Below are 19,069 nucleotides of genomic sequence, written 5' to 3'. Positions count from 1 at the left end.
CACCTCGGCAGAGCCCCCAGGACGGATCGCCAGCCGCGATGGCATTCAATCACTTACAGGCAGGCGTGCACGACGCCTTGGGACCATTGTCCATCCCGCCAGTGACACACTCGGTGCCGATGGCCAACTTTTCTCCGCCCGGAGGACCCGCCGCGGGCGCCCCGGTACGCACGTCTCCACGGACGGTCCTGGACCGGCTCACCGCGGGACCGAGCCGTGCTTCGCGCGTCACTCATACGGAGCACTTGCCCCCGCGCGAGGCCCGGTATGCAGTCTGGCCTGATCGCATTCGTTCCGAGGTCGTCGCCGCGGTGCAGTCGGCCGGGATCGAGCACCCCTGGGCCCACCAGGCACTCGCCGCCGAGCACGCCCTGGACGGCGAGTCGGTCATCGTCGCCACCGGCACCGCCTCGGGCAAGTCGCTGGCGTATCTCACGCCCGTGCTCTCGGCGCTCCTGGACGGCTCCGAGGCCCCCAACGGGCGTGGCGCGACCGCGCTGTACCTGGCCCCCACGAAGGCCCTGGCCGCCGACCAGCGCCGCGCCGTACGCGCGCTGGCGGAGCCCCTCGGCAACGCGATCCGCCCCGCCGTGTACGACGGCGACACCCCGGTCGAAGAACGCGAATGGGTACGTCAGTACGCCAACTACGTCCTGACCAACCCCGACATGCTGCACCGCGGGATACTCCCCTCCCACCCCCGCTGGTCCTCCTTCCTGCGCGCCCTGCGCTATGTCGTCATCGACGAGTGCCACACCTACCGCGGCGTCTTCGGCTCCCACGTCGCCCAGGTCCTGCGCCGCCTGCGCCGCCTCTGCGCCCGCTACGGCTCCGACCCCGTCTTCCTCCTCGCCTCCGCCACCTCCGCCGAGCCGGCCATCGCCGCGGAACGCCTCACCGGGCTTCCCGTGAAGGAGGTCGCCGACGACGCCTCGCCCCGCGGCGACCTCGTCTTCGCCCTGTGGGAACCGCCGCTCACCGAGCTCCACGGCGAGAAGGGCGCGCCTGTCCGCCGCACCGCCACCGCCGAGACCGCGGACCTGCTGACCGACCTGACCGTCCAGGGCGTCCGCTCGGTCGCCTTCGTACGGTCCCGGCGTGGCGCCGAGCTGATCTCGGTGATCGCCCAGGAACGCCTCTCCGAGGTCGACCGCTCCCTGGCCCGCCGCGTGGCCGCCTACCGGGGCGGATATCTCCCCGAGGAACGCCGCGCCCTGGAGCGAGCGCTGCACTCCGGGGAACTTCTCGGGCTCGCGGCCACCACCGCCCTCGAACTCGGTGTGGACGTCTCCGGTCTCGACGCCGTGATCATTTCCGGCTATCCGGGCACCCGCGCATCGCTCTGGCAGCAGGCGGGCCGTGCCGGACGCTCCGGGCAGGGCGCGCTGGCCGTCCTCGTCGCCCGCGACGACCCGCTGGACACGTATCTCGTCCACCATCCCGAGGCGCTGTTCCAGCAGCCGGTGGAGTCGACGGTCCTCGACCCCGACAATCCCTACGTCCTCGCGCCCCACCTCTGCGCGGCCGCCGCGGAGCTCCCGCTCACGGACGACGACCTGACCCTCTTCGGCCCGGCCACCGAGGACCTGCTCCCGCAGCTGGAGGCCGCGAAGCTGCTGCGCCGCCGGACGAAGGCCTGGCACTGGACCCGCAGGGAGCGGGCCGCCGACCTCACCGACATCCGCGGCGAGGGCGGGAGGCCCGTCCAGATCGTCGAGGAGGGCACGGGGCGGCTGCTTGGGACCGTCGACGCGTCCGCCGCGCACACCGCCGTCCACGAGGGCGCGGTCCACCTTCATCAGGGCCGTACGTATCTCGTGCGCCGTCTGGACCTGGAGGACTCGGCCGCCCTGGTGGAGGAGGCCAATCCGCCGTACTCCACGACCGCCCGCGACACCACGGCCATCTCGATCCTGGAGACGGACACCGAGATCCCCTGGGGTTCGGGCCGCCTCTGCTACGGCTCCGTGGAGGTCACCAACCAGGTCGTCTCCTTCCTGCGCCGCAAGCTGATCACCGGCGAGGTCCTCGGCGAGACCAAGCTGGACCTGCCGCCCCGCACGCTGCGCACCCGGGCGGTCTGGTGGACGGTCACGGAGGACCAGCTGGACGCCGCCCGGATCAATCCAGAGATCCTCGGCGGCGCCCTGCACGCCGCCGAACACGCCTCCATCGGCATGCTGCCGCTCTTCGCGACCTGTGACCGGTGGGACATCGGCGGCGTCTCCGTGCCGCTCCATCCGGACACGCTCCTGCCGACCGTCTTCGTGTACGACGGCCATCCCGGCGGCGCGGGCTTCGCCGAGCGGGCCTTCCACACGGCCCGTGAATGGCTGACGGCCACCCGTCAGGCCATCGCCTCCTGCGAGTGCGACGCCGGCTGCCCCTCCTGCATCCAGTCCCCGAAGTGCGGCAACGGCAACGACCCCCTGCACAAGCGCGGCGCGATCCGCCTCCTCACCACCCTCCTCAAGGACGCGCCCACGCCCTGAGGGGGAGGGGCCGCGTGCTGTCCGGCTCGGGTCTCGTTCCTGGCCGGGTCGTGGGGGCGCGGGCTCTGCCCTCGCCTCATGCCTGCGCTCAGCAAGCCCCACAAGCACACCTGGCCGCCCTCCGGCACCGCGTGACGGCCGTACCTCAGGCCGCCACCCAGTCGGCGCCACAGAGCCTGCTCCCGGCCTTGGCTCCGGCTCCACTACCGACTCCGTCTCCGGCTCCGGTGCCGACTCCGTCTCCGGCTCCGGAGCGCCCGGTCCCGCCGGGCCCGCACGGGATCTGACCTCCGTCACGAACGTGCCGAGGCTCGTCGTCGCCGTGACATCCGCGATCTCGCCGTGCACCGCGCACCGCACGAGGCTCGCCCCTTGGGCCTCGGCCACCCGACCGGCCGTGGCACACGCACCCGAACGCCCCTCCATCCAGTGGTCCGCGGCAGCCAGTGCCGCCAAGTCGGCCGCGGCGCCGGCTCGATGGCGGGCGACGATCACCTGCCCCATCGCGAGGACCGCGCCGCAGACCACGCACAGCACGGCCATCACGACGACGACCCACACCGTGGCGGCTCCCCGGTCCGAGCCCTTCCCGGCAGCCCGCCCCCCGGCCCGCCCTCTCACGCGCCCACCTCCGCCGTCTCCTGCGCCGTCTCCTCCGCCAACGCCACCGCCTCCGACCGCAGGCGCAGCCCGAGCCTCAGCGCCCCGGGCCCCGGCGAGTCCGCGACGACCTCCACCCGCACCAGGTCGCCGTCACGCCGCACGGCCACCGCCGCGCCCCGTGGCGCCGCCTGCCGCGCCGCGGCCACGGCCGCGCTCTCGGGGTCTTGGCGGGCCATCGCCCGCGCCCCTGCCCGCGCCGCGTCCACGCACTGGATCTGCGCGGACGCGGTCAGCAACGCCCAGACCAGCGCCATCGTGAACAGCACGAGCGTGGGCAGCACCACGGCCGCCTCAGCCGTCACGAAGCCTCGGTCACCGCCGCGGCCCCGGCAGCCCCGCGCCCGCTCAGAACTGGACATCGAGCGCCTTCTCCACGACCGCCTGCAACGCCGCCCTGACCTGCCCGCTCGTCACCACCTTGTAGAGCAGTCCGGCGAACCCCACCGCCGCGATGAGCCCCATCGCGTACTCCGAGGTGACCATCCCCGCGTCCCCTCGCACCCCGCGCGACCGAGCCTTCGACGCCCGCGCACACAGCTGTCCCCACATCGCAACCCCCGTGAAATTTCCGTACGTTCCGTCAACGCGTTCTGTTGACGCGTTCTGTCATCACGACTTCGATCGATCGAGCTGCTCAGACGCCGCTCAACAACCCACCCGCCAGGCCGATCAGCACGGGCAGCACCCCCACCGCGATGAACGCGGGCAAGAAGCACAGCCCCACCGGCGCCGTCATCAGCACCCCGGCCCTGCGCGCCGCAGCAGTCGCCGCGCGGCTCCGATCCGCCCTGCAGTCCGCGGCGAGGCGCGCCACCCGCTCGGCCGCCGGAGCCCCGGAGTCCCCCGCCCGCTCCAACAGACGGGCCAGCGCCGCCGCGCCCGGTATCGCGCTCAACCCCCGCCAGGCATCGCCTGGTTCGCCGCCGAGCCGTACCTCCGCCGCGCCCTGCGCCAGCCGTTCCCCGACCGGCCCCTTCAGCGCGTCACCGACAGCCTGAGCGGCCACGACAGGCCCCGCGCCGGCGGCGACGCAGGCCGCCAACAGGTCCGCTGCGAGCGGCAGTTGCCGAGCGGCCTCCGCCGCGTCGAGTTCAGCGTCGCGGGCCCCTCGCCCCCGCAACCAACGCCACACCCCGTACCCGCCACCGGCCCCCGCCAGAATCCCCGCGACACCGCCCACCAGCACGAACCCGGCGCTCACCGCCCCGGCCACCGCCAGCCACCCCCGCACCGCACCCCGCCACCGGAACCAATGCCTCCGCCGGTCCCGACCCCCCGGCAGCCGCTCCACCCCGCCGAGCACGACCCTCGTACGCCCCCGAGCCACCCGCTCACGCCGCGCGGCAAGTGCAGCCGACATCAGCCACAGCACGGCCGCCGCACCCCACACGGCCACCCCCAGCCTGTGGACAACAACAAGGCTCATCGCTCCTCCGCTCCTCGTACGATCCGCATCGCCCACCACACGCCGGCCCCTTCCAACGCCCCGCCCACCGCCAGGCATCCGATCCCCGCCCCGGTGTGCAGCAGCACCCGCAGCGGCTCCGCACCCAGCGCGCTCCCCATCAGCAGCCCGAGGACCGGCAGCCCCGCGAGCATCACCGCAGTCGACCGAGCTCCCGCCAACTGGGCCCGGAGGTCAGCGCGTTGGTCGCGCTCCACGCGCAGCGCGCCCTCCAGCCGTTCGAGCCCCGCCGCGAGCCCGGCGCCACGGTCCACCGCCACCCGCCAGCACGCCGCGAGCCCCACAAGCCCCCGCGCCCCCGGCTCCCGGGCCGCGTCCTCCAGCGCCCCCGGCACATCACCGCCGAACCGCGCCGCCGCAAGCACCCCGGCCCGCGCTTCACCGAGCCCGGCACCGGTCCCGGCCGCCGCCGTGCGCAACGCCTCCCCCGGTTGCCTCCCGGCCCGCACCTCGCCCGCGAGCGCCCCGCACAGCGCGATCACTTCGGTGGCCCGGCGCTCCTCTTCGAGCCGTGCGTCCCGGCCTCGCCGTACGCGCCGTATCAGCGGCACCCCGGCCGCTCCCAGGGCCAGCGGAAGCACGGACTCCCCGAGCAGCCCGAGGGCCACCCCTCCCGCCAGCGCCCACCACTCGTACCGCAACCTGCCGCCGACGCGGGCCCTTGCCCGCTGCCATACCGAAGGCCCCGCCGAGACCTCACCCCCGAGCACCGCCCGCGTCCGCCGCCGCTCACGGTCCCGCCCGACCCACAGCCAGGCCGAACCTCCCGCGCACACAGCAGCCGCCAAGCCCATCGCGCTCACGGCCTCTCACCCCCACCACCGCTCTCCAGAAGCGACTGCAGCCGCTCCCAGCCCCGCTCCCGTACGAACTCCTTCTCGCCCCACCGCAGCGCCGGCACCGTCACCACGAGGCCGGAGGGATTTCGTTCCAGGACATGCACCTCGGCGATCCGCCGTCGGCCTGCCCGGTCCCGTACGAGATGGATGACCACGGACAGCGCGGCCGCCATCTGGCTGTGCAGCGCCACCCGATCGAGCCCCGCAGCCGTCCCCAGCGCCTCCAGGCGGGCGGGCACGTCCCCCGCAGCGTTGGCGTGGACCGTGCCGCAGCCGCCCTCATGCCCGGTGTTCAGGGCGGCCAGCAGATGGACCACCTCCGCGCCCCGCACCTCGCCGACGACCAGCCGGTCGGGGCGCATCCGCAACGCCTGCCGCACCAGGTCGTCGAGGCCCACCTGGCCGGCCCCCTCCTGGTTCGCGGGCCTGGATTCCAGGCGCACCACATGCGGGTGGTCGGGGCGCAGCTCCGCCGAATCCTCGGCGAGCACGATCCGCTCGCCCGGCCCGACGAGACCGAGAAGGGCGCTGAGGAGCGTCGTCTTGCCCGACCCCGTACCGCCGCTGATCACGTACGAGAGCCGGGCGTCGATCAGTGCCCGCAGTACCCGGTCCCCACCCGGCGGCACCGTCCCCGCCGCGGTCAGTTCCGCGAGGGTGAAGGCCCGGGGGCGTACGACACGCAAGGAGAGGCACGTCGATCCGACGGCGACCGGGGGCAGCACCGCATGGAGGCGGGTGCCGTCGGGGAGCCGTGCGTCCACCCAGGGCCTGGCGTCGTCGAGGCGCCGCCCCGCGACGGCCGCGAGCCGCTGTGCGAGCCGCCGCACGGCCGTCGCGTCCTCGAAGGACACCCCGGTCAGCTCCAGGCCGCCGCCGCGGTCCACCCACACCCGGTCGGGCGCGGACACCAGCACATCGGTCACCGAGTCGTCCGCGAGCAACGCCTCCAGAGGCCCGGCGCCCACCAGCTCGGACCGCAGCCGCGCAGCCGTCCCGAGGATTTCCGCGTCGCCGAGCACCCTGCCCTGGGCCCGCAGCGCCTCGGCGACGCGGGCCGGGGTCGGCTCCGTGCCGTTCTCCGCGAGCCACTGGCGCACCCCGTCCAGCATCCGGGCCCCCACGACGGCGCTCATGAGCCACCCCCGGTGGCGTCCACCGGAACCCGGTCCCAGAAGGCGGTGCAGAACCGGGCGAGCGGGCCCCGCGCGACGCCTCCGGGCGGCATGCCCCCGGCCTGCGCGGCCAACAGGTCCGCTTCCCTCGGCACTTCGCCGACGAGGGGCAGCCCGAGCAGCCGCGCGACCTCTTCGGCGTCGAACTCCCCGGGACCGCCGTGTCCACCGAGTCCGCCGCCTCCCCCGCGACCGGCGCCTCCCCTGCCGACCACCACCCGCAGGTCCCGCAGCACCATCCCCACCGCCGAGGCGACCCGCCGGGCGCCCGCGACCGCGCGCAGTTCCGCGGGCACCACCAGGAGCCCGAGATCCACCTGGGCCAGCGCCTCGGCCACTCCTTCGTCCACGCGGCGCGGCAGGTCCACGACCACCACCCCGCCCCGCCTGCGGGCCGCGGCGACCACCGCCCGCATGGCTTCGGGTGCGATGACCACCGTGTCGCCCCGATCCCAGCTCAGGACCCGCAGGGAATGCAGCTCGGGCAGCGACTCCTCGAGCGCGCCCCCGCCGACCCGGCCCCTGGACTGCGCGAAGGCGGGCCAGCGCAGTCCGTCGGCCGCCTCGCCGCCCAGCAGTACGTCGAGCCCGCCGCCGAGCGGGTCGGCGTCCACAAGCATCGTGCGCCGCCCCGCGCGGGCCGCCGTGACGGCGAGCGCGCACGCCAGCGTCGAGGCGCCGGCGCCTCCGCTCCCGCCGATCACCCCCACCGTGAGCGCGGGCCGCCCCACTCCTTCGGCGACATCGGCGATGCGGTCCACCAGCCAGCGCTCGCCGTCGGGCAGGACCAGGACGTGGTCGGCCCCGATCTGCACCGCGCGCTGCCAGACCCCGGAGTCGTCCTGGTCCCGGCCGACCAGGACGACCCCGCGCCTGCGCGCGGCGCCTCGCACCCGGTCCACCGCGTCGTCCCCGACGAGGATCAGCGGCGCCGCGTCCCAGCCGCCTCTGCGCTCCGGCACGCCGTGCTGCACCTCGGGGCGCGCACCGGCCGCGGCACACAGCCGCAGCAGGTCGTCCAGCAGGTCCACGTCTTCCGTGACGATCAGCGGTCCGCCCTGTCGTCCGTCGTTCGACGGCGACATGTCACGTGTAATCACTCCGGCCACGATCTCCAGCCCCCTCTCACTGCAAGCCCGTTGAATGCCGCGTTCCACATGAGCGATGAGTCGGCCAAAGCAATCCGGCCATGAACTTCGCGTGCAGAAGCGGCGGAATCAGCGTGCAGCTGTCCTGGATAACGTGTGGATCTTGGTCAATAACTGTGGACAAGGCGAGGGCTGTGAATATCCCCATCACCCATACCGGTGACATCTCGAAGACTTCCGCAGAGCAGCCTGACGACTACACACCGTGACGGATCTTGGACATGCGAAAGATCGCCCAAAACGGCCGTCAGACGGCGTCGGGCGATCAGATAGGGGTCGAACGGGGCCCGGAAAACCCATCCGGACATGCGACGACCCCCGCCGGGGGGGAGAGCGGGGGTCGTCCCCACGGTCCGACTCGGGGGGGGAGGAGCCAGACCGGGTTAGCACGGTCGCGAACGATCCGTGACTTCCATGGTGTACCCGAGAGCCTTCTCAGGCAAACCCACGCGCCTCACCTTACGCCGAATGGTGGGCGCCTATGCTCGGCCTCGTGGAAAACCACTCCTTGCCTCGCACAGCTGCCTTCTTTGACCTGGACAAGACGGTCATTGCGAAGTCGAGCACACTCACCTTCAGCAAGTCGTTCTACCAAGGCGGCCTGATCAACCGCAGGGCGGTTCTGCGCACCGCATATGCACAGTTCGTCTTCCTCGCCGGCGGAGCCGACCACGACCAGATGGAGCGGATGCGCGAGTATCTCTCCGCGCTGTGCCGTGGATGGAACGTGCAGCAGGTCAAGGAAATCGTCGCCGAGACGCTGCACGACCTGATCGACCCGATCATCTACGACGAGGCCGCGTCCCTCATCGAGGAGCACCACACCGCAGGCCGGGACGTCGTCATCGTCTCCACGTCGGGCGCCGAGGTCGTCGAGCCGATCGGTGAACTGCTCGGCGCGGACCGGGTGGTGGCGACCCGGATGGTGGTCGGTGACGACGGCTGCTTCACGGGCGAGGTGGAGTACTACGCCTATGGCCCCACCAAGGCGGCCGCCATCAAGGAACTCGCGGAATCCGAGGGGTACGACCTCGACCGCTGCCACGCCTACAGCGACTCCGCGACCGATGTCCCCATGCTCGAATCCGTGGGGTATCCGCACGCGGTCAACCCCGATCGGGCCCTTCGCCGCGAGGCTCTCGCGCGCGGGTGGCCGATTCTCGACTTCCACCGCCCGGTCCGGCTCAAGGAGCGGCGCCAGAAGCCGTCCCGGCCCGCGCTCGTCGCGGTGGCGGCCGTGGGCGCCGCGGCGGCCACCGCGGGTCTCGTGTGGTTCGTGAGCCGTCGCCGGACGTCACGCGCCCGATTCGCCCTTGTTTGAACCTAAAAGTAAAGAAGTAGTGCCAGGACTTCCGCTTACCCCAGGACAGGAGTACAAAGGAGTCAACGGCCCGCGAGACCAAGGACATCCGAGAGGATTACCTTTAAACGCAACCAAGGCCCCACGGACCGAAGCATGGACACCGAGCACCCACGCGACGTCGACCCGTCGATTACGGGCCAGCCGCACCAGGTGACGGGCAAAGTCCCGACCTGATGGGCAACCTTCGAGGACGCTTGGTAACCCGGTGAACATGCCAGCGGCGGTACGAGAAGTTTCGTACCGCCGCATCCCTGTGCAGGGCGCCGAATCCCCGCGTGAAGCCTTCTACGCGGCCCCGCGCTGCATCGCCTCGCAGACCGCCGTCGACTCCCTGGCCCCCAGTTCGACCGCACGCCCGCAGTGGGCGATCCAGGCCGCCATCCCCTCGGGGGTCCCGGACGCGTAGCCGTCGAGCGCTCCCACGTAGGCCGCGCGTCCCTGTTCCGCGTGCCCTGCCTCCGCGGGGCAGACGGACTTCGGGTCGAGGCCGCTGCCCACCAGGACGATGCGCTCGGCCGCCCGCGCGACCAGGCCGTTGTGCGAGCCGAAGGGCCGCAGGCTGAGCAGTTCGCCGTGCACCACGGCCGCCGTCACGAGGGCCGGCGCGGAGCCGCCCGCGATGATCAACTGCGAAAGACCCTCAAGGCGCCCCGCCACCTCGTCGGAGTCCGGCACGGCCAGCTCGACCAGCGGCTCGTCGACCGGCTCGCCCGCCAGGCGCGGACGCCCCGCCGCCTCGTCGTTCTCGGCGGCGGCCACCAGGTGGAGGCGCGCGAGAACCCGGAGCGGCGACTGCCGCCAGATGGACAGGAGTTGACCGGCTTCCGCGGTCAGCCGCAGGGCCGCGCCGACCGTGCGGGCCTCGTCGTCGCCGCTGAAGTCGCTGCGGCGGCGTACTTCTTCGAGTGCCCAGTCGGCACCGGAGAGGGCCGCCGAGCCGCGTGCGCCGCGCAGCGCCGCCTCGGAGGTGACCTCATTGCTGCGGCGCCGCATGATCCGGTGCCCGTAGACCCGGTCCACGGCCTTGCGCACGGAGTCCACGGAGTCGGCCACGCCGGGCAGTGCGCCCAGGGCCGCGAGCGGATCGGCTGTCGTACTCATGAGTACGACCCTACGCACCCCGGGCGCCCGCCCCACGAAGGAGTGGTCTTCTTCACGCCGCATCGATACGGCACGTGATCGTCCGGCTACCCTTGGTGAACATGAAGATCGCTTTCGTAGGGAAGGGCGGCAGCGGCAAGACCACGCTGTCCTCGCTCTTCATCCGCCACCTCGCCGCCACCGGAGCACCGGTCCTCGCGGTGGACGCCGACATCAACCAGCACCTGGGCCCCGCGCTCGGACTCGACGAGGCCGAGGCCGCCGCCCTGCCCGCCATGGGCGCGCGCCTCCCCCTGATCAAGGACTACCTGCGGGGCTCCAACCCGCGGATCGCCTCCGCCGACACGATGATCAAGACGACACCGCCCGGCGAGGGCTCGCGCATCCTGCGGGTGCGCGAGGACAACCCCGTGTACGACGCCTGTGCGCGGCCGGTGGAACTCGACGACGCAGCCGTGCGTTTGATGGTCACAGGGCCGTTCACCGAAGCCGACCTCGGTGTCGCCTGCTACCACTCCAAGACGGGGGCGGTGGAGCTGCTCCTGAACCACCTGGTCGACGGCCGCGACGAGTACGCGGTCGTGGACATGACCGCCGGTTCGGACTCCTTCGCCTCCGCCATGTTCACCCGCTTCGACATGACGTTCCTGGTGGCCGAGCCGACCCGGAAGGGGGTCTCCGTCTATCGCCAGTACAAGGAATACGCACGGGACTTTGGCGTCGACCTCAAGGTCGTCGGCAACAAGGTGCAGGGCCAGGACGACATCGACTTCCTGCGCGAGCAGGTCGGCGACGACCTCCTGGTGACGGTCGGGCACTCGGACTGGGTGCGCGCCATGGAGAAGGGCCGCCCGCCCCGGTTCGAGTTCCTGGAGGGCGACAACCGCCGTTCCCTGCAAGCACTTCAGAGCGCCGTCGACACCTCGTACGACCGCAGGGACTGGGACCGCTACACCCGTCAGATGGTCCACTTCCACCTGAAGAACGCGCAGAGCTGGGGCAACGAACGGACGGGTGCCGACCTGGCTGCCCAGGTCGACCCCGACTTCGTCCTGCGTGAGCGCACCGTCGCCACGGCCTGAACCAGACCAGGGGCGCTGCGGCGAAGGGCTACGGCTTGGCTGCCGGAGCGCCCGGTACGCCCTTCGGGGCCGGCGCGGGCCGTGCGGAGAGGAAGGACTTCCAGCCCTCCTTCGGCGCCTTGCCGACCGGGAGCTTGGTCAGGCGCTGAACGGTCTGCGGGTCCTGGGCGTCGAGCCAGTCGGCGAGTTGACGGAAGGAGACACAGCGCACGTCGGGCTTGGTGCAGACCGTCTCGATCGTCTCCTCGATGGCGCGCATGTACGTGCCGCCGTTCCAGGACTCGAAGTGGTTGCCGATGATCAGCGGGGCACGGTTGCCCTTGTAGGCGCGGTCGAAGCCCTCCAGCAGCCCGTCACGCATCTGGTCACCCCAGTACTCGTGCTTGCTGGGGTCGCCCTGTGACGTCGTGCCCGACTGGTTCACCATGAAGTTGTAGTCCATGGTCAGCGTCTCGAACTTGCGGCCGGGCACGGGGACCAGCTGCATCGACAGGTCCCAGAGGCCTTCCTTCTTCTTGGGCCAGACCTGGTTGTTGACGCCGCTGGTGTCGTAGCGGAAGCCCAGGTCGCGGGCGGCCCGCATGAAGTTCTTCTGGCCTTCGAGGCAGGGTGTGCGGGCTCCGATGAGTTCCTTGTCGTAGTCGAAGGGCAGCGGCTGCGCCTTCTTCATGCCCGTGTTCGTCTTCCAGGCCTTCACGAATGACTTGGCCTGGTTGATCTCGCTCTTCCAGTCCTCGACCGACCACTCGCCCACACCGCGGCCCGCGCCGCAGAAGTGGCCGTTGAAGTGGGTGCCGACCTCGTTGCCCTCGAACCAGGCGCCGCGGAGCTGTTCCACGGTGTCCTTGATTCCCTTGCGGTCGTTGAAGCCGATGTCCGAGCTGCCGGACTGGTGTTGCGGCGGGTCGTAGAGCTTCCGCTTCGCCTCGGGGAGCATGTACACGCCGCTGAGGAAGTACGTCATCGTGGCGTCGTTGCGCTTGGCCACCTTGCGGAAGTGCGAGAAGAGCTTCTGGCTGTCCTCGCCTGCGCCGTCCCAGGAGAAGACCACGAACTGGGGCGGCTTCTTGCCGGGTCTCAGCCGGGCGGGCTCGGGCAGGTGCGGCTGACGGCCGGTGAAGGCAGTGGAGCCGTCACCGATCATGCGGACCGCGCTCTTGGGGGCCGGGGCGGGAGATGCCTTCTTGGCGCCCGCGGCGCCTGACTTGGTGCCGGTGTCGCCGCTGGAGCAGCCGGCCAGTACCGCGACGCATGCCACGAGGGCGGTGGAGCCCGCGGCGATCCGCTGGATCCTCTGGGTGGCGGCCATCTTCCGCCCACCTTCTTCCTTCGAGTCGGCTTCGAATGGGGCACGGCTGCAGGGGACTGCAGGGAGCCCACGGGGGCACTGCAGGGGTCACCACCGGGACGCGATTAGTCCGTAATTGCCCGGTAATGAACCACAGCGCCGCCAACGTCGCACGGGGTCATGAGCCGCGTGGTGCGACAAGCCGACAAAATGCTTTATTCACCCTTCGGAGTGATCTAGTGCCCCATTTGCCCCGCTTGTCTATCCCTAGCCTTTACTCTCCATTACGATTCGTTTACCGAGAGTTGAGAAATCCCGCCGCTGCAACGCCGTGACCCACGGCCGCGACCCCGCCCACCGGAGACCTCCGGAGGGCCCCCTGTCCCGCGACCGCGCTGCCCCGGAGGAGACGGGAAACATGTCTGCCTGCGTCCCCGCCCACGCCACCGACTCGGCCCACGCCTCACGCGACCACGAGCCCCACGCTCCGCCGCCCGGCAAGTTCCGCAAAGGCCGTAAGTTCCGCATCGCCGGCGCCGACGTCTCCGCGTCGATCGCCGTCTTCCTGATCGCCCTTCCCCTGTCCCTCGGCATCGCGCTCGCCACCGGGGCGCCGCTCCAGGCGGGCCTCGTCGCCGCCGCCGTCGGCGGCCTCGTCGCCGGTTGGGTCGGCGGATCGCCGCTGCAGGTCAGCGGGCCCGCCGCAGGGCTCACGGTCGTCACCGCCGACCTCATCCACCAGTACGGCTGGCGGACCACCTGCGCCATCACCGTGCTCGCCGGGCTCTGCCAACTCGCCCTCGGCTGCCTGCACGTGGCCCGCACGGCGCTCGCCGTCAGCCCGGCCGTCGTGCACGGCATGCTGGCCGGCATCGGTGTCACCATCGCCGTCGCCCAGCTGCACATCGTGCTCGGCGGCACCCCGCAGAGCTCCGTGCTCGACAACCTCCGTGGTCTGCCTGCCCAGTTGGCCGACGTGCAGCCGGCGGCGCTGTCCATCAGCCTGCTGACCCTGGCGTTGCTGCTGCTCTGGCCGCGGATCCCCGGGCGTACGGGCAGAGCCCTGCGCGTCGTGCCCGCTCCCCTGGTCTCCGTTGCCGCCGCCACGGCCGTCTCCGTGGTTGCCGGGCTGAGCGTGGCCAAGGTCGATCTGCCGTCCTGGCGCAGTCACGCGCTGATCGGCCTGCCGGAGGGCCCCGCCCTCGGGCTCGTCGCCGCCGTCCTCACGGTCACGCTGGTCTGCAGCGTGCAGTCACTGCTCGGCGCCGTCGCCGTGGACAAGCTGGTCTCCGCGCGGCGCGACCCGCGCGCCGGCGGCGTCCGCTCCGACCTCAACCGCGAACTGCTCGGCCAGGGCGCCGCCAACGCCGTGTCCGGAGCGCTCGGCGGGCTCCCCGTAGCCGGGGTCGCGGTGCGCAGCGTGGCCAATGTGCGCGCAGGTGCCGTCAGCAGGAACTCCACGATGCTGCACGGCGTTTGGGTAGTAGTGGCCGCCCTGCTCCTGGTCCCCCTCCTCGAGCTGATCCCGCTCGCCGCGCTCGCCGCCCTGGTGATGGCGGTGGGCATCCAGATGGTGAGCCTGAACCACATCCGCACCATCACCCGCCACCGCGAGATCCTCGTGTACACGACCACGACGCTCGGCGTGGTCCTCCTCGGGGTGCTCGAGGGCGTGACCATCGGTGTCGCCGTCGCCGTCGCCGTCGCGCTGCACCGCCTCGCCCGCACCCGGATCACGCACACCGAGGAGGACGGGGTCCACCACGTGCGCGTGCGCGGGCAGTTGACCTTCCTCGCCGTGCCGCGTCTCAGCAGGGCGCTGCATCTTGTGCCGCACGGCGCCTCGGCCGTCGTCGAGCTGGACGGATCGTTCATGGACCACGCGGCGTACGAAGCTTTGCAGTGCTGGCAGGACGCGCACACCGCGCAGGGCGGCGCCGTCGAGGTGACCGGGCGTGCCGGGACGCGGATCGCCGAGCCCGCCAGTTCGTCGCACTCCTGCTGCCGGCCCTGGACGGCCTGGCGCAATCACCACTGCGACCGCCCCCAGGAAGCGCCGCAGGGCGAGACACGCCCCAGCGGGCATCAACTGGCAAGCGGAATCAGCGCGTTCCAGCGGAACACGGCGCCGCATGTGCGCGGGGAGCTGGCCCGGCTCGCCCGTGAGGGGCAGCAGCCCTCGCAGCTCTTCCTGACCTGCGCCGACTCCCGGCTCGTGACCTCGATGATCACGTCGAGCGGCCCCGGCGACCTCTTCGTCGTCCGCAACGTCGGCAATCTGGTGCCGCTGCCGGGCGCCGAGAGCGGCGACGACTCGGTGGCCGCGGCGATCGAGTACGCGGTGGACGTGCTGCGGGTGCGGTCCATCACCGTGTGCGGGCACTCCGGGTGCGGGGCGATGCAGGCGCTGCTCACCACTCCGCCCGGAGGCGCCCAGACGCCCCTGAAGCGGTGGCTGCGGCACGGGATGCCGAGCCTCGAGCGCATGGCGGCCCACGAGCAGGAGGGCTGGGCGCGGCTCGCCGGGCGGGCGCCCGCCGACGCCGTCGAGCAGCTCTGCCTGACCAATGTGGTCCAGCAGTTGGCGCATCTGCGGGGCCACGAGTCCGTGGCGCGGCGCCTGGCCGAGGGCTCGCTCGAACTGCATGGCATGTACTTCCATGTCGGCGAGGCGCAGGCCTACTTGCTGACCGACAGCCCGGACGACGTATTCGACCAGGTGACGCCGTCACCGCACCAGGGAGAACCCCGCGAGGAGCCGCCGAGCCGAGTAAAGGTCTAAACCAATTTTCGGCAAGCTCTTGTCACCAGGGGTTCGGGTCTGATGAGCTGTGGCTTTGGACACAACGGACACCCTGGGAATGGGAGATGTCGTGAGCAACGAAAGCCTGGCCAACCTTCTTAAAGAAGAGCGAAGGTTCGCGCCGCCGGCCGACCTGGCGGCCAACGCCAATGTCACCGCGGAGGCGTACGAACAGGCCAAGGCTGACCGGCTCGGCTTCTGGGCCGAGCAGGCCCGCCGGCTGACCTGGGCCACCGAGCCGACCGAGACGCTCGACTGGACGAACCCGCCGTTCGCGAAGTGGTTCGCCGACGGCAAGCTGAACGTCGCGTACAACTGCGTCGACCGTCACGTCGAGGCGGGCAACGGCGACCGTGTGGCGATCCACTTCGAGGGTGAGCCCGGCGACAGCCGGGCCATCACCTACGCCGAGCTCAAGGACGAGGTCAGCCGGGCGGCCAACGCCCTGATCGAGCTGGGCGTCCAGCAGGGTGACCGGGTCGCCGTCTACCTGCCGATGATCCCCGAGGCCGTCATCTCGATGCTGGCCTGTGCCCGCATCGGCGCCGCGCACTCCGTGGTCTTCGGCGGTTTCTCCGCCGACGCCATCGCCAAGCGCGTCGCGGACGCCGACGCCAAGGTCGTCATCACCTCCGACGGCGGCTACCGCAGGGGCAAGCCCGCCGCCCTCAAGCCCGCCGTCGACGACGCCGTCGCGCGGGAGGGCAGCTCCGTCGAGCACGTCCTGGTCGTGCGCCGCACCGGGCAGGACGTGGCGTGGACCGAGGGCCGCGACGTGTGGTGGCACGAGCTGACCGAGCGCCAGTCGGCCGAGCACACCCCCGAGGCGTTCGACGCCGAGAACCCGCTCTTCATCCTCTACACCTCGGGGACGACGGGCAAGCCCAAGGGCATCCTGCACACCTCCGGCGGCTATCTGACGCAGGCCGCGTACACCCACCACGCGGTGTTCGACCTCAAGCCGGAGAGCGACGTCTACTGGTGCACGGCCGACATCGGCTGGGTCACCGGGCACTCGTACATCACGTACGGCCCGCTGGCGAACGGCGCGACGCAGGTCATGTACGAGGGCACCCCCGACACCCCGCACCAGGGGCGCTTCTGGGAGATCGTCCAGAAGTACGGCGTGACCATCCTCTACACCGCGCCGACGGCGATTCGTACGTTCATGAAGTGGGGCGACGACATCCCCGCGAAGTTCGACCTGTCCAGCCTGCGGATCCTCGGCTCGGTCGGTGAGCCGATCAACCCCGAGGCCTGGATGTGGTACCGCAAGAACATCGGCGCCGACACGTGCCCCATCGTGGACACCTGGTGGCAGACCGAGACCGGCGCGATGATGATCTCGCCGCTGCCGGGCGTCACCGAGACCAAGCCGGGCAGCGCCCAGCGCGCCCTGCCGGGCATCGCCGCGACCGTCGTCGACGACGAGGCGCGCGAGGTGCCGGACGGCGGGGGCGGCTACCTCGTCCTGACCGAGCCGTGGCCGTCGATGCTGCGCACCATCTGGGGTGACGACCAGCGCTTCATCGACACCTACTGGTCGCGCTTCGAGGGCAAGTACTTCGCCGGGGACGGCGCCAAGAAGGACGACGACGGCGACATCTGGCTCCTGGGCCGCGTGGACGACGTGATGCTCGTGTCCGGGCACAACATCTCCACCACCGAGGTCGAGTCGGCGCTCGTCTCGCACCCGTCGGTCGCCGAGGCAGCGGTCGTGGGCGCGGCCGACGAGACCACCGGGCAGGCCATCGTCGCCTTCGTGATCCTGCGCGGCACGGCGAACGCCGACGACGAGGGCCTCGTCGCGGACCTGCGCAACCACGTCGGCACCACCCTGGGGCCGATCGCCAAGCCCAAGCGCATCCTCCCGGTGGCCGAGCTGCCCAAGACGCGCTCCGGGAAGATCATGCGGCGGCTGCTGCGCGACGTCGCCGAGAACCGCGAACTGGGCGACGTCACCACCCTCACGGACTCCTCCGTGATGGATCTGATCCAGACCAAGCTGCCGGCCGCGCCGAGCGAGGACTAGTCGGACCCGAGCCGACGAGGGGCGCCCGGCAGCACGCCGGGCGCCCTTCTTGCGCATAAAGTGAAGATCGCCGGATAGGTCCGGTCGCATGTTGGGTACGCTGAGGCTCGCGTCAACATCGCGACAAGAAGAACCTAGGTGCGCCGGGAAGTCTGGTCGGCAAGTGATTCGTCCTGCCCACCGACCGGAGGTCGACCCCCGTGGCCGCGCCCGCCCCCAGCAACGCACCCCGCAACAACCGCAAGGTCCTCGGACGGCTCTCGCTGCCCGAGCGGAACTTCGTCGCGAACGCGCTGCGTGCCGAGACCGTCGGTGGCGTCCTCCTCCTCGTGGCCGCCGTCACCGCGCTGATCTGGGCGAACACCGCCGGCGGATCGTACGAGACCGTGAGCGGCTTCCACCTCGGGCCCTCCGCCCTCGGCCTCGACCTCTCGATCGCGCACTGGGCGGCAGACGGCCTGCTCGCCGTCTTCTTCTTCGTCGCCGGCATCGAACTCAAGCGTGAACTCGTCGCGGGCGATCTGCGCGACCCGAAGGCCGCTGCCCTGCCCGTCATCGCCGCGCTCTGCGGCATGGCCGTACCCGCTCTCGTGTACGTCCTGGTCAACACCGTCGGCGGCGGCTCCATGGACGGCTGGGCGGTGCCGACCGCCACGGACATCGCCTTCGCGCTCGCCGTCCTCGCGGTCATCGGCACCTCGCTGCCGTCCGCCCTGCGCGCCTTCCTGCTCACGCTCGCCGTCGTCGACGACCTCTTCGCGATCCTGATCATCGCGGTGTTCTTCACCAGCGACCTCGACTTCGCGGCGCTCGGTGGCGCGGTCATCGGCCTCGCGGTCTTCTGGCTGCTGCTCCGCAAGGGCGTACGCGGCTGGTACGTGTACGTTCCGCTGGCCCTGGTCATCTGGGGCCTGATGTACAACAGCGGCATCCACGCCACGATCGCCGGTGTCGCGATGGGCCTGATGCTGCGCTGCACCCGCCGCGAGGGCGAGGAGCACTCGCCGGGCGAGCACATCGAGCACCTGGTGCGCCCCCTCTCCGCGGGACTCGCCGTACCGCTGTTCGCGCTGTTCAGCGCCGGTGTCGCGGTGTCGGGCGGCGCGCTGGGGGACGTGTTCAGCCAGCCCGAGACGCTCGGTGTGGTGCTCGGTCTCGTGGTCGGCAAAGCGGTCGGCATCTTCGGCGGCACCTGGCTCGCGGCCCGCTTCACCAAGGCCGAACTCAACGAGGAACTCGCCTGGGCGGACGTGTTCGCGGTCGCCTCGCTGGCCGGCATCGGCTTCACCGTCTCGCTCCTGATCGGCGAACTCGCCTTCACCGAGGACCCGCTGCTCACCGACGAGATCAAGGCAGCCGTCCTGATGGGGTCTCTCATCGCGGCCGTGCTCTCGGGGATCCTGCTCAAGGTGCGCAACGCCCGCTACCGCGCGCTGTACGAGCACGAGGAGCGCGACGACGACCTCGACGGCATCCCGGACGTGTACGAACAGGACAAGCCGGAGTACCACCTGCGGATGGCCGCGATCTATGAGAAGAAGGCGGCCGAACACCGCAGGCTTGCCGAAGTGTCGGCCGGGGCACGCGCCGAGGACGACGGTCCGGCATGATCTGAGCA

14 protein-coding genes and 1 pseudogene are annotated in these 19,069 nt (G+C 71.4%); 6 read left to right on the top strand and 9 right to left on the bottom strand.

The genetic code is table 11. The features are described 5' to 3' along the window. Positions 1-38 precede the first annotated feature (38 nt). Positions 39-2,492 carry a DEAD/DEAH box helicase gene (locus AB0M70_RS33285; RefSeq protein ID WP_365825957.1) on the top strand — a complete coding sequence of 818 codons (2,454 nt, stop codon included), beginning with the start codon at positions 39-41 and terminating at the stop codon, positions 2,490-2,492. Positions 2,493-2,771: 279 nt separating this feature from the next. Here the strand turns inward: AB0M70_RS33285 and AB0M70_RS33280 are convergent. The 7 genes and pseudogenes from AB0M70_RS33280 to ssd all read right to left on the bottom strand — a co-directional run. Next, a pseudogene (locus tag AB0M70_RS33280) lies at positions 2,772-3,113 on the bottom strand (Rv3654c family TadE-like protein); the annotation flags it as partial. Then, positions 3,110-3,514 carry a TadE family type IV pilus minor pilin gene (locus AB0M70_RS33275; protein ID WP_365825955.1) on the bottom strand — a complete coding sequence of 135 codons (405 nt, stop codon included), beginning with the start codon at positions 3,512-3,514 and terminating at the stop codon, positions 3,110-3,112. The gene AB0M70_RS33275 and the pseudogene AB0M70_RS33280, both read right to left, overlap by 4 nt. Further along, a complete protein-coding gene (locus tag AB0M70_RS33270) occupies positions 3,501-3,704 on the bottom strand; it encodes a DUF4244 domain-containing protein (protein WP_365825953.1) in 204 nt (67 codons plus the stop codon). The genes AB0M70_RS33275 and AB0M70_RS33270 overlap by 14 nt, the downstream gene beginning before the upstream one ends. Before the next feature lie 85 nt (positions 3,705-3,789). Then, positions 3,790-4,581 (bottom strand): type II secretion system F family protein, encoded by a 792-nt coding sequence (locus tag AB0M70_RS33265; RefSeq protein WP_365825951.1) that lies wholly within the window; start codon positions 4,579-4,581, stop codon positions 3,790-3,792. Beyond that, entirely contained in the window at positions 4,578-5,414 is an 837-nt protein-coding gene (locus tag AB0M70_RS33260; RefSeq protein ID WP_365826209.1) for a type II secretion system F family protein, read from the bottom strand. Before AB0M70_RS33260 ends, AB0M70_RS33265 begins: the two co-directional genes overlap by 4 nt. 5 nt (positions 5,415-5,419) lie before the next feature. After that, on the bottom strand, positions 5,420-6,595 hold the full coding sequence (locus AB0M70_RS33255) for a TadA family conjugal transfer-associated ATPase (protein ID WP_365825949.1): 1,176 nt from the start codon (positions 6,593-6,595) through the stop codon (positions 5,420-5,422). Next, positions 6,592-7,743, bottom strand: coding sequence for a septum site-determining protein Ssd (gene ssd / locus AB0M70_RS33250; protein ID WP_365825947.1), 1,152 nt, complete (start codon positions 7,741-7,743; stop codon positions 6,592-6,594). Before ssd ends, AB0M70_RS33255 begins: the two co-directional genes overlap by 4 nt. A 520-nt stretch (positions 7,744-8,263) precedes the next feature. Here ssd and AB0M70_RS33245 point away from each other — a divergent pair. Then, entirely contained in the window at positions 8,264-9,103 is an 840-nt protein-coding gene (locus AB0M70_RS33245) for an HAD-IB family hydrolase (RefSeq protein WP_365825945.1), read from the top strand. A 327-nt stretch (positions 9,104-9,430) separates the two neighbouring features. Here AB0M70_RS33245 and AB0M70_RS33240 read toward each other — a convergent pair whose 3' ends face one another. Continuing rightward, complete coding sequence (locus AB0M70_RS33240; protein WP_365825943.1) at positions 9,431-10,246, bottom strand: oxidoreductase; 816 nt, start codon at positions 10,244-10,246, stop codon at positions 9,431-9,433. Positions 10,247-10,347: 101 nt separating this feature from the next. Between AB0M70_RS33240 and AB0M70_RS33235 the strand changes: the two genes are divergently transcribed. Beyond that, positions 10,348-11,328, top strand: a complete 981-nt coding sequence (locus AB0M70_RS33235) for an ATP-binding protein (RefSeq protein WP_365825941.1) — start codon at positions 10,348-10,350, stop codon at positions 11,326-11,328. 28 nt (positions 11,329-11,356) lie between these two features. On the opposite strand, the gene AB0M70_RS33230 is transcribed toward AB0M70_RS33235, so the two are convergent. Continuing rightward, the gene (locus AB0M70_RS33230; protein WP_365825939.1) at positions 11,357-12,637 is read right to left on the bottom strand and encodes a hypothetical protein; all 1,281 of its coding nucleotides are present in this window, start codon (positions 12,635-12,637) and stop codon (positions 11,357-11,359) included. 397 nt (positions 12,638-13,034) lie between these two features. Between AB0M70_RS33230 and AB0M70_RS33225 the strand changes: the two genes are divergently transcribed. The 3 genes from AB0M70_RS33225 to nhaA all read left to right on the top strand — a co-directional run bounded on the left by AB0M70_RS33225 (position 13,035) and on the right by nhaA (position 19,061). Next, positions 13,035-15,398 (top strand): SulP family inorganic anion transporter, encoded by a 2,364-nt coding sequence (locus AB0M70_RS33225; protein WP_365825937.1) that lies wholly within the window; start codon positions 13,035-13,037, stop codon positions 15,396-15,398. A gap of 49 nt (positions 15,399-15,447) precedes the next feature. Next, positions 15,448-17,451 (top strand): acetate--CoA ligase, encoded by a 2,004-nt coding sequence (gene acs / locus AB0M70_RS33220; protein ID WP_365825935.1) that lies wholly within the window; start codon positions 15,448-15,450, stop codon positions 17,449-17,451. Positions 17,452-17,651: 200 nt separating this feature from the next. Then, entirely contained in the window at positions 17,652-19,061 is a 1,410-nt protein-coding gene (gene nhaA, locus AB0M70_RS33215; protein WP_365825933.1) for a Na+/H+ antiporter NhaA, read from the top strand. Positions 19,062-19,069: the final 8 nt, after the last annotated feature.

The organism is Streptomyces sp. NPDC051214 (genome assembly GCF_040682375.1).
In the GTDB taxonomy this organism is placed as follows: domain Bacteria; phylum Actinomycetota; class Actinomycetes; order Streptomycetales; family Streptomycetaceae; genus Streptomyces.
The sequence above is the reverse complement of the archived record's forward strand: the minus strand, read 5'-3'. Positions and strand labels throughout refer to the sequence as shown.